This window comes from Pseudomonas sp. ZL2 (genome assembly GCF_054788455.1).
On record NZ_JBGOGX010000058.1, the window covers coordinates 70,229 to 81,261 of the forward strand.

Genomic DNA, 11,033 nt, shown 5'->3' on the forward strand with positions numbered 1-11,033 from the left:
TCGACCTGATAGCCCCTGGGGAGGGTGCTGTCGGCCGTTTTGCGTCACGCGCTATATAATAAAATATATAACGATACCAACAAAGGAGCGTCATGACGCCGTTCGCCCCCCGTACCCTGCTGCTCGCCCTGGCTGCGATCAGTGCCGAGGCCGCCGTGGCCGAGCAGAAAAAAACCTTCAGCCTGGGTGAAATCCAGATTTCCGCACCGCAGGATGATGCCCTGGCAACCGGCAGCAGCGTCGTCGAGCTGGATGACATGAGCCTGCACGACCGCGAGACCGTCGACCGCGCCCTGGCCCTGGCCCCCGGGGTGAATCTCGCCTACATGGGCGCACGTGCCGAACAGGTGGTGTACGTGCGTGGCTTCGACCGTCTGCAGGTGCCGGTCTATATCGATGGCATTCCCACCTACGTACCCTACGACGGCAATATCGACCTGGGACGCTTCACCACCTACGACCTGTCGCGCATTGAAGTGGCCAAGGGCTTCGCCTCGTTGCTGTACGGCCCCAACACCCTGGGCGGGGCGATCAACCTGATCACCCGACGGCCCACCGAGGCTTTCGAAGGTGAAGTGGGCGGCGGCCTGGAGCTGACCGACCACGGCAACGTCAACGCTTATCGCAGCTATGCCAACCTCGGCTCCAACCAGGGCAATTGGTGGATGCAGGGCGGCATGTCCTATGTCGACTATGACTACACGATGCTGCCGGACGACTTCGAGCCGACCAACAACCAGCAAGGCGAGGGTCGCCGGGAAAACAGCAACAAGCGTGACGGCAAGTTCAGCTTCAAGCTCGGCTTTACCCCCAACGACACCGACGAGTACGTACTCGGCTATGTCCAGCAGCAAGGCCGCAAGGGCCAGCCGCCCTACGCCGGCGACCTGCCCGCCACCGGCCAGCGCAAGCGCTGGTGGCAATGGCCGCAATGGGACAAGACCAGCCTGTTCCTGGCTACCAATACCCGCTTCGGCGAGCACGGCCTGAAGACCCGGGTGTACCGCGATACCTTCAAGAACTCGCTGGAAAGCTTCGTCTACAACAATGGCATCCCCGGCGCGATGCAGCCTGGTTTCCCAAGCAAGTACGATGATGAGTCCACGGGTTTCTCGGTCGAAGGCGACCTGGCCCTGAGCGAGGGCAACCGCCTGGGCATCGCCTACCATTTCAAGGAAGACGTGCACCGCTCGCGCGATGGCAGCGACCCGCAAACCCACTTTCGCGATCAGACCCAGTCCATCGCCGTGGAAGACACCCTGCGCCTGAACGAGATTTTCAGCGTGGTCGGCGGCGTGTCGTACAACTACCGCAAGAGCCTTGAGGCCGAGAACTTCGGCACCAACGCCGCCTCGACGAGGGTCAAGACCCTGTATGACGAGCCCACCGGCAGCGATGATGCGCTCAACAGCCAGTTGGGCCTGTTCATGAACACCGGGCCGCTGCTGAACATCGATCACAACGGCCAGATGCGCCTGACGGTGGCACGCAAGAGCCGCTTTGCGACCATCAAGGACCGCTACTCGACCCGCTTTGGCACGGTGATCCCCAGCCCCGACCTGAAATCCGAACGTGCCACCCACTACGAGCTGGGGTACAGCGGCGCGGTCAACCAGCAATGGACCCTGGACACGGCGCTGTTCGTCAGCAATATCGAAGACTCCATCCAGCAGGTCACCGTCGCCCCGGTAGCCGGTTGCGCGGCGCCGTGCGGCCAGTACCAGAACATCGCCAAGGCACGTAACCAGGGCGTTGAACTGGGCCTGCGCGGTGACCTGGGCAACTGGGAATTCAACACCAGCTACACCTACCTAGAGCGGAAAAACCGCAGCAACCCCGAGCTGCACCCGATCGACACACCGCGCCACAACCTGTTTGCCTCGGCCAGCTTGAACCTCGATGCCTGGCGCCACACCGCCGGCGTCGAAGCCGCGTCGCGGCGCTACAACATGTCCGATGGCAGCCAGATGAGCGGCGGCTACGCGGTATACAACCTCAAGAGCGGCTACCGCTTCAGCAACGACGTACGCATCGAAGCGGGCATCCGCAACCTGTTCGATCGCCTTTATGCATACAGCGAGGGGTACCCGGAAAGTGGCCGCAGCTACTTCGTACAGTTCAATGTGCCGCTCTAAGGCCTGGCTGCTGGCCCTGCTGCTGGGCGCGGCCAGCGTCCAGGCGGCAGCGCCGCAGCCGGTGGTGGTGTTGACCAGCTACCCCGAGGAGATGATGACGCGCTTCGAAGAAGCCTTCGAGCGCGCCAACCCCGGCTATCGCCTGCAGATCCTCTGGCGCCAGGGCTTCGATGCCCTGCCCTATTTGCGTCAGGCCGATCAGGGCGGGGTCGATGTCTACTGGGCGCCGTCACCGGGCAACTTCAAGCGTTTGGCCCGGGACGCCGGCTGGCAGCCGCTGGGTGTCGACCTGGACGGTTTGCCGCCGCGCATTGGCGCCATCGCCCTGCGCGATCGCGCGGCTCGCTATCAGGCCACCGAGCTTGCCGGTTACGGCTTTGCCATCAATCCGGTCGAACTGGCCAAGCTGAACATGCCCGCCCCGCGAGACTGGCCGGACCTGCTCGATGCCCGCCTGCGCGGGCGCATCGCCCTGCCCGACCCGGCGCGGGTCGGCTTTGCCCCGGTACTGCTGGATATCGTCCTGCAGGCCTACGGCTGGGACAAGGGCTGGGCCCTGTGGAGCGAGCTTGCCGGGCAATCGCGGCTGGTCAGCCGTGGCGGCACCCTGGTCAGTGACGAGGTGGCCAGCGGGCGCTCGGCGGTGGGCGTATCGATCGACTTCTTCGTTGCCTCGGCGGTGAGCAATGGCGAAGCGGTCGAGTTCATCTATCCCGCCCATGGCGGGCTCAACCCGGCGCATATTGCCATCCCCCGCCAGGCCAGGCAGGTCGAGGGCGCGCGGGCCTTTGTGCGCTTCGTGCTGTCACCTGCAGGGCAACGCCTGCTGGCCGATCCGGACATCCGCAAACTGCCGGTGCGCCCCAGCGTTTATGCCGATCTGCCAGCGGGCTATCACGACCCCTTTGCCGCCGCCCGCCAGGGTGCCTATGCCTACACCGACGACAGTTCGCGCGAGCGCCTGGCGCTGATCACCTCATTGTTCGAGCAATGGCTTGGCCAACCCCATGAGCGCCTCGGCGCGTTGTGGGCGCGGGTGCATGCCGGTGAAGCACAGGGCCGGGACCTGACCGCCGTGCGCGAGTTCCTCAGCGTGCCGCCCATCGACGAGGAGCAAGCCATGTCGGCGCCGTTGCTGGCGCTGTTTGCTCAACGTCAGGACCAGGGCATGCAGCGTCAGCCGGCCAGCGACCAGGACGCCCTGGGCCGCGAGGAGATCGCCTGGCAGTTCCATAGCGCCAGGCAACAGGCGCAAGCCGAGCGCCTGCTTGCGGCCATGGGCCTGTGAAGCGCTATGGCCTTTGGCTGTTGCTCGGCATGCTGGTGAGCCTGCCCGCCAGCGCCGAGCACGCCGCCGTCAACCGTGAAGCCTTCGCCCAGCCCTTGCCGGGGCTGGATGACGACCTGCAACGGGAGCGCTTCTTCCACGGCCGCAGCCTGTTCCGCCAGGCCTGGGTGGTCGCGCCCTCGCGGGACGAAGCAGTCGATGGCCTGGGGCCGCTGTACAACCGCATCAGTTGCATTGCCTGCCACCCGAAAAATGGCCGTGGCCAGGCCCCGGCCAGCGACCACGAGCCCCTGCGCACGCTGCTGGTGCGGCTGTCGCGGCCCGGACGCGATGCCCATGGCGGGCCACTGCCGCATCCGGCCTATGGTGATCAGCTCAACGAATCGGCCATTCCCGGCGTGGCCGGTGAAGGCCGGGCGCATGTCCGCTGGCAAGAGCAGTTTGTGACCCTGACGGATGGTGAGCGCATCGGCCTGCGTTCGCCACGGCTGAGCTTCAGCGAGCTGAACTATGGTCCATTGGATAACGTGCACACCTCGATGCGGGTTGGCTCACCGGTGTTCGGCCTGGGCCTGCTCGAAGCCATCGAGGCCAGCACCCTGCAAGCGCTGGCCGACGCGCCTAAACCTGATGGCGTGAAAGGCCGCGTCAACCAGGTGTGGAGCGTCGAGCGCCAGCGCCTTGAGGCCGGGCGCTTCGGCCTCAAATCGAACCAGCCGGACCTGCGTCAGCAGATTGCCAGCGCCCTGCACGGCGACCTGGGGATTACTTCGCCGCTGTACCCTGAACAGAACTGCACGTCGATGCAACAGGACTGTCGCCAGGCGGTCAGTGGCGGTGCGCCGGAGCTCGATGCCCTGCAACTGGGTGACCTGCACTTCTACCTGGCGCATCTGGCGCCACCGCCGCGGCGAGGCCTGGACAATCCCGAGGTGCAGCGTGGCGAGCGGCTGTTCAATGAAGCGGGATGCGCCCAGTGCCATCGCCCGCGCCTGACCACGGGCCAGCATCCGCTGTACCCGCTATTGTCAGCGCGGCAGATCGAACCTTACAGCGACCTGTTGCTGCATGACATGGGGCCGGGCCTGGCCGATGGGCGCGACGACTACCTGGCCAGCGGCCGCGAGTGGCGTACCGCGCCGCTGTGGGGGCTGGGGCTGATCGAGCGGATCAACCCCGGCGCCGGGTACCTGCATGACGGCCGGGCGCGTACGCTTGAGGAGGCGGTGTTGTGGCATGGCGGTGAAGCGCAAGTGGCGCGCGAGCGCTTCAAGGCACTGGTGGCCGATGATCGCCGGGCGCTGCGGGCGTTTTTGCAGTCGCTGTAATTTCTGGATCTTCGGGGCTGCTGTGCAGCCCATCGCTGGCAAGCCAGCTCCCACATTGGACCTGTGTATGCCGACCCTGTGGGAGCTGGCTTGCCAGCGATGAGGCCACCGCCGATTCCCTCATATCATTCCCGATGATAATAACCTTCGCCCCATTCGATTCGTTGTTAATAGTTACAAATCGCAGAATCCGCCCACTATCAATAAATTGGCGGACTCCCCATGGAACAGTCACTCAAACCTTTGCGTTACCCCCTTGCTCTATTGGCTGTATTGGTGATGAGTGCCTGCGGTCGCACCCCGGAGGCCGTGCAGGCGCCGGCGGCGACCAAGGTCAGCGTGGCCAAGGTACTGGAACAACCGATCAACGAATGGGACGAGTTCACCGGCCGCCTGGAGGCACCGGAAACCGTCGAGGTGCGCCCGCGCGTCTCCGGGCAGATCGACCAGGTGGCCTTCACCGAAGGCGCCCAGGTGAAAAAAGGCGATCTGCTGTTCCAGATCGACCCACGTCCGTTCCAGGCAGAGGTCCGCCGCCTCGAAGCCCAGCTGCAACAAGCCCGCGCCACCGCCATCCGCAGCGAAAACGAAGCCCAGCGTGGCGAGCGCCTGCGCAGCAGCAACGCGATTTCCGCCGAGCTGGCCGAATCGCGCACCAGCGCCGCCGCCGAAGCGCGTGCCGGTGTCGCCGCGATCCAGGCCCAACTTGATCTGGCACGCCTGAACCTGAGCTTCACCCGCGTTACCGCACCGATCAGCGGCCGGGTCAGCCGCGCCCAGTTCACCGCCGGCAACATCGTCACCGCCGATGTGACGCCGCTGACCAGCGTGGTCTCCACCGACAAGGTCTACGCCTACTTCGACGCCGACGAGCGCGTGTACCTCAAGTACACCCAGCTGGCGCGCGACGGCCAGCGCGGCCAGAGCACCCCGGTGTACCTGGGCCTGTCGAACGAAAGCGGCAACCCGCACCTGGGCCAGATGAACTTCGTCGACAACCAGGTCAACCCCAAGACCGGCACCATCCGTGGCCGCGCAGTGTTCGACAACACCGACGGCCAGTTCACCCCGGGCCTGTATGCACGCCTGAAACTGGTCGGCAGCGCCACCTACTCGGCGGTGCTGATCAACGACGAAGCGGTGGGCACCGACCTTGGCAAGAAGTTCGTGCTGGTCATGGACAAGGACAACAAGGCCGCGTATCGCGCCGTTGAACTGGGGCCGAAACTCGAAGGCCTGCGCATCGTGCGCAATGGCCTGAGCAAGGATGACCGCATCGTCGTCAAGGGCCTGCAACGGGTGCGCCCGGGCTCGCCGGTCGACCCGCAGGACACACCGATGGCCAGTGAAGCGACCATCGCCGCCCTCGCCCAACAACGCCAGGTGCTCGAGGCCAGTGTCCAGGGCAAAGCCGTGGCCACCCCCAGCGTAAAACTCGCCAGTGCCTCGGCACCGCGCGGTTAAGGGATCAGTCCGATGAATTTTTCCAAGTTTTTTATTACCCGGCCGATCTTCGCCGCGGTGCTGTCGCTGTTGATCCTGATCGCCGGCAGCATCTCGCTGTTCCAGCTGCCGATCAGCGAATACCCGGAAGTGGTACCGCCCACCGTGGTGGTGCGCGCCAACTTCCCCGGTGCCAACCCGAAAGTGATCGGCGAAACCGTCGCCGCACCGCTTGAGCAAGCGATTACCGGGGTGGAGAACATGCTTTACATGTCCTCCCAGTCCACCGCCGACGGCAAGCTGACCCTGACCATCACCTTTGCCCTGGGCACCGACCTGGACAACGCTCAGGTGCAGGTGCAGAACCGTGTGACCCGGACCCAGCCCAAGCTGCCCGAGGAAGTGACGCGGATCGGCATCACCGTCGACAAGGCTTCGCCCGACCTGACCATGGTCGTGCACCTGACCTCGCCGGACAACCGCTACGACATGCTCTACCTGTCCAACTACGCCATCCTTAACATCAAGGACGAACTGGCCCGCCTGGGCGGCGTCGGTGACGTGCAGCTGTTCGGCATGGGCGACTATTCGCTGCGGGTCTGGCTTGATCCAAACAAGACCGCATCGCGCAACCTGACGGCCAGCGACGTGGTTGCGGCCATTCGCGAGCAGAACCGTCAGGTGGCTGCCGGTCAACTCGGTGCCCCACCCGCACCGGGGACCACCAGCTTCCAGTTGTCGGTGAACACCCAGGGCCGCCTGGTCAGTGAAGAAGAGTTCGAGAACATCATCATCCGCTCAGGCGCCGATGGCGAAATCACTCGCCTGAAGGACATTGCCCGGGTCGAGCTCGGCTCCAGCCAGTACGCCCTGCGTTCGCTGCTCAACAACCAGCCGGCCGTGGCCATCCCGATCTTCCAGCGCCCAGGTTCCAACGCCATCGAGATCTCCGATGAGGTCCGTGGGAAAATGGCCGAGCTGAAGAAGGACTTCCCCGAAGGCATGGACTACAGCATCGTCTATGACCCGACGGTGTTCGTCCGCGGTTCGATCGAAGCCGTGGTACATACCCTGTTCGAAGCACTGATCCTGGTGGTACTGGTCGTTATCCTGTTCCTGCAGACCTGGCGCGCCTCGATCATTCCGCTGGTGGCCGTACCAGTGTCGCTGATCGGCACCTTTGCGGTGATGCACCTGTTCGGCTTCTCGCTCAACGCCCTGTCGCTGTTCGGCCTGGTACTGGCCATCGGGATCGTGGTGGACGACGCCATCGTCGTGGTGGAGAACGTCGAGCGTAATATCGGCCTGGGCCTCAAGCCGCTGGAAGCCACGCAAAAGGCCATGGGCGAAGTGACCGGGCCGATCATCGCCACGGCGCTGGTACTGTGCGCAGTGTTCGTGCCAGCCGCGTTCATTTCCGGCCTTACCGGGCAGTTCTACAAGCAGTTCGCCCTGACCATTGCCATCTCGACGGTGATCTCGGCGTTCAACTCCCTGACCCTGTCGCCGGCCCTGGCCGCGGTACTGCTCAAAGAGCACCACGCCCCGAAAGACCGCTTCTCGAAAGTGCTTGAGCGCCTGCTCGGTGGCTGGCTGTTCGGCCCGTTCAACCGCTTCTTCGACCGGGCCAGCCATGGCTACGTCGGCGCGGTCGGCCGGGTCATCCGCAGCAGCGGCATCGCCCTGTTCGTCTACGGTGGCCTGATCATCATGACCTGGCTGGGCTTTTCTTCGACGCCGACCGGTTTCGTGCCGGCGCAAGACAAGCAGTACCTGGTCGCCTTCGCGCAACTGCCGGATGCCGCCAGCCTCGACCGCACGGAAGCGGTGATCAAGAAGATGAGCGAGATCGCCCTCAAGCAACCTGGCGTGGCCGACTCGGTGGCCTTCCCGGGCCTGTCGATCAACGGCTTCACCAACAGCCCGAACAGCGGCATCGTGTTTACCCCGCTCAAGCCGTTCAATGAGCGTAAAGACCCGAGCCAGTCGGCCGCGGCGATTGCCGCCGCGCTGAACGCGCAGTTCGCCGGTATCGAAGACGCTTACATCGCCATCTTCCCACCGCCGCCGGTACAAGGGCTGGGCACCATCGGTGGTTTCCGCCTGCAGATCGAAGACCGTGGCAACCTGGGTTATGAAGCGCTATACAAGGAAACCCAGAACATCATCGCCAAGAGCCACAACGTGCCGGAACTGGCTGGGCTGTTCACCAGTTACCAGGTCAACGTGCCGCAGGTCGATGCCGCCATCGACCGCGAGAAAGCCAAGACCCACGGTGTCGCCATCAGCGATATCTTCGACACCCTGCAGATCTACCTGGGTTCGTTGTACGCCAACGACTTCAACCGCTTTGGCCGCACCTACCAGGTCAACGTCCAGGCCGAGCAGCAGTTCCGTCTCGAAGCCGAGCAGATCGGCCAGTTGAAGGTGCGCAACAACCAGGGCGAGATGATCCCGCTGGCGACCTTCATCAAGGTCAGCGATACCTCGGGGCCGGACCGAGTCATGCACTACAACGGTTTCATCACCGCCGAGATCAATGGCGCCGCCGCCCCGGGCTACAGCTCCGGGCAAGCGGAAAAGGCCATCGAGAAGCTGCTCAAGGATGAACTGCCCAACGGCATGACCTTCGAATGGACCGAGCTGACCTACCAGCAGATCCTTTCCGGCAACACCGCGCTGTTCGTCTTCCCGCTCTGCGTACTGCTGGCCTTCCTGGTGCTGGCCGCCCAGTACGAAAGCTGGAGCCTGCCGCTGGCGGTGATCCTGATCGTACCGATGACCCTGCTGTCGGCGATTACCGGGGTGATCCTGTCCGGTGGCGACAACAACATCTTTACCCAGATCGGCTTGATCGTACTGGTGGGGCTGGCATGCAAGAACGCCATCCTGATCGTCGAGTTTGCCAAGGATAAACAGGCCGAAGGCCTCGACCCGCTGGCTGCGGTACTGGAAGCCTGCCGCCTGCGTCTGCGACCGATCCTGATGACGTCGATCGCCTTCATCATGGGGGTGGTGCCGCTGGTGTTCTCTTCCGGTGCCGGTGCTGAAATGCGTCATGCCATGGGTGTAGCGGTGTTCTCCGGGATGATCGGGGTGACCTTCTTCGGTCTGCTGCTGACGCCGGTGTTCTTTGTCCTGATCCGCCGTTACGTGGAACGCAGCGAGGCCCGCAAAGCGGCGCGTGCGCTGAAGCTGGAGAGTCATGCATGAACCGCAATCTGAAACTCTTTATGCCGAGCCTGTTGGTCCTGGCCCTGGCCGCCTGTGCGGTAGGCCCGGACTACCAGGCGCCGGACACCGCGGCGGCGCAGTTGAGCGCGGCCAATGAACCGAGCGCCAAGGCGTCGTTCGACCGCAGCCGCTTCGAAAGCATCTGGTGGAAGCAGTTCGACGACCCGGTACTCAACAAGCTGGTCAGCCAGTCGCTGGACGGCAACCGTGAACTGCGCGTGGCCTTCGCCCGCCTGAAAGCGGCGCGGGCGATCCGTGACGACGTCAGCAACGACGCCCTGCCAACCGTGACCAGCCGTGCCAGCGCCGACCTGGGCAAGGGCCAAGTCCCTGGCCAGACCGAGGACCGGGTCAACAGCGAACGCTATGACCTGGGCCTGGACATGGCCTGGGAACTGGACCTGTTCGGCCGCATCCAGCGCCAACTGGAAGCTAGCGATGCCGAGCAGGACGCCGCGCAGGCTGACCTGCAGCAGCTGCAGGTCAGCCTGATCGCCGAACTGGTCGATGCCTATGGCCAGCTGCGCGGTGCACAGTTGCGCGAGAAGATCGCCCTGGCCAACCTCAAGACCCAGCAGGATTCGCGTGGCATCACCGTAACCCTGCGTGACGCCGGGGTCGGCAACGACCTTGACGTGGTGCGTGCCGATGCCCGCCTGGCGGCGGTCGAGGCCAGCGTGCCGCAACTGCAGGCCGAACAGGTGCGGGCGCGTAATCGCATCGCCACCCTGCTTGGCCAGCGCCCGGACGCCTTGGCCATCGACCTCTCGCCGGCGCAGTTGCCGGCCATCGCCAAGGCCTTGCCGGTGGGTGACCCCGGCGAGCTGCTCAAGCGCCGCCCGGATATCCGCAGCGCCGAGCGCCAGTTGGCAGCCGCCACGGCCAACATCGGCGTGGCCACGGCCGACCTGTTCCCACGGGTCAGCCTCAGCGGCTTCCTTGGCTTTACCGCCGGGCGCGGCTCGCAACTGGGCTCCTCGGCCGCCAAGGCCTGGGCCCTGGGCCCGAGCATCACCTGGGCGGCCTTCGACCTGGGCAGCGTGCGCGCCCGCCTGCGCGGTGCCAATGCCGATGCCGAGGGTGCGCTGGCCAACTATGAACAGCAGGTGCTGCTGGCCCTGGAAGAGTCGGAAAACGCCTTCAGCGACTACAGCAAACGCCAGGAACGCCTGCTGGCCCTGCTGCGCCAGAGCGAAGCCAGCCGCAAGGCGGCGGACCTGGCCTCGATTCGCTACCGCGAAGGCACCGTCGATTACCTGGTGCTGCTCGACGCCGAACGCGAACGCCTGAGCGCCGAAGACGCCCAGGCCCAGGGTGAAGTCGACCTGTACCGCGGCATTGTCGCCATCTACAAGGCCCTCGGTGGCGGCTGGCAGGCCGAGAGCGTGGCCGCGGCGAACTGATTCAACGGCTCCTTTGGTTGGTTTCTGACCGGCCCTTTGCCCCGCTGGCTCACGCTGGCGGGGCTTTTTTGTGTCTGACGATTCCAGGGGCTGCTTTGCAGCCCATCGCTGGCAAGGCCAGCTCCCACAGGTGCTGCATACGCTGGACCTTGTGGGAGCAACTGTCTTGATCAGGCTGTTTGCTCTCGCCAAGGGGTATTGT

Annotated in this window: 6 protein-coding genes; all 6 read left to right on the forward strand. The window is 64.6% G+C overall.

All coding sequences use genetic code 11. The annotated features are described in order from the left end of the window. Window positions 1-92 precede the first annotated feature (92 nt). The 6 genes from ABM562_RS26455 (at window position 93) to ABM562_RS26480 (ending at window position 10,831) form a co-directional block, all read left to right on the forward strand. On the forward strand, window positions 93-2,135 hold the full coding sequence (locus tag ABM562_RS26455) for a TonB-dependent receptor plug domain-containing protein (RefSeq protein WP_460423883.1): 2,043 nt from the start codon (window positions 93-95) through the stop codon (window positions 2,133-2,135). Beyond that, on the forward strand, window positions 2,122-3,423 hold the full coding sequence (locus ABM562_RS26460) for an ABC transporter substrate-binding protein (RefSeq protein ID WP_460423884.1): 1,302 nt from the start codon (window positions 2,122-2,124) through the stop codon (window positions 3,421-3,423). The genes ABM562_RS26455 and ABM562_RS26460 overlap by 14 nt, the downstream gene beginning before the upstream one ends. After that, complete coding sequence (locus tag ABM562_RS26465; protein ID WP_460423885.1) at window positions 3,420-4,751, forward strand: di-heme oxidoreductase family protein; 1,332 nt, start codon at window positions 3,420-3,422, stop codon at window positions 4,749-4,751. Before ABM562_RS26460 ends, ABM562_RS26465 begins: the two co-directional genes overlap by 4 nt. A gap of 222 nt (window positions 4,752-4,973) precedes the next feature. Beyond that, a complete protein-coding gene (gene mexE, locus ABM562_RS26470) occupies window positions 4,974-6,215 on the forward strand; it encodes a multidrug efflux RND transporter periplasmic adaptor subunit MexE (RefSeq protein WP_115086431.1) in 1,242 nt (413 codons plus the stop codon). 12 nt (window positions 6,216-6,227) lie between these two features. After that, on the forward strand, window positions 6,228-9,407 hold the full coding sequence (locus ABM562_RS26475) for an efflux RND transporter permease subunit (RefSeq protein WP_115086430.1): 3,180 nt from the start codon (window positions 6,228-6,230) through the stop codon (window positions 9,405-9,407). Then, a complete protein-coding gene (locus ABM562_RS26480) occupies window positions 9,404-10,831 on the forward strand; it encodes an efflux transporter outer membrane subunit (protein WP_115086429.1) in 1,428 nt (475 codons plus the stop codon). Before ABM562_RS26475 ends, ABM562_RS26480 begins: the two co-directional genes overlap by 4 nt. Window positions 10,832-11,033 lie beyond the last annotated feature (202 nt).

Coding starts and splice junctions, on each gene's coding strand:
- ABM562_RS26455 (WP_460423883.1), top strand. CDS start 93: ATGACGCCGTTCGCCCCCCGTACCCTGCTGCTCGCCCTGGCTGCGATC.
- ABM562_RS26460 (WP_460423884.1), top strand. CDS start 2,122: ATGTGCCGCTCTAAGGCCTGGCTGCTGGCCCTGCTGCTGGGCGCGGCC.
- mexE (WP_115086431.1), top strand. CDS start 4,974: ATGGAACAGTCACTCAAACCTTTGCGTTACCCCCTTGCTCTATTGGCT.
- ABM562_RS26475 (WP_115086430.1), top strand. CDS start 6,228: ATGAATTTTTCCAAGTTTTTTATTACCCGGCCGATCTTCGCCGCGGTG.
- ABM562_RS26480 (WP_115086429.1), top strand. CDS start 9,404: ATGAACCGCAATCTGAAACTCTTTATGCCGAGCCTGTTGGTCCTGGCC.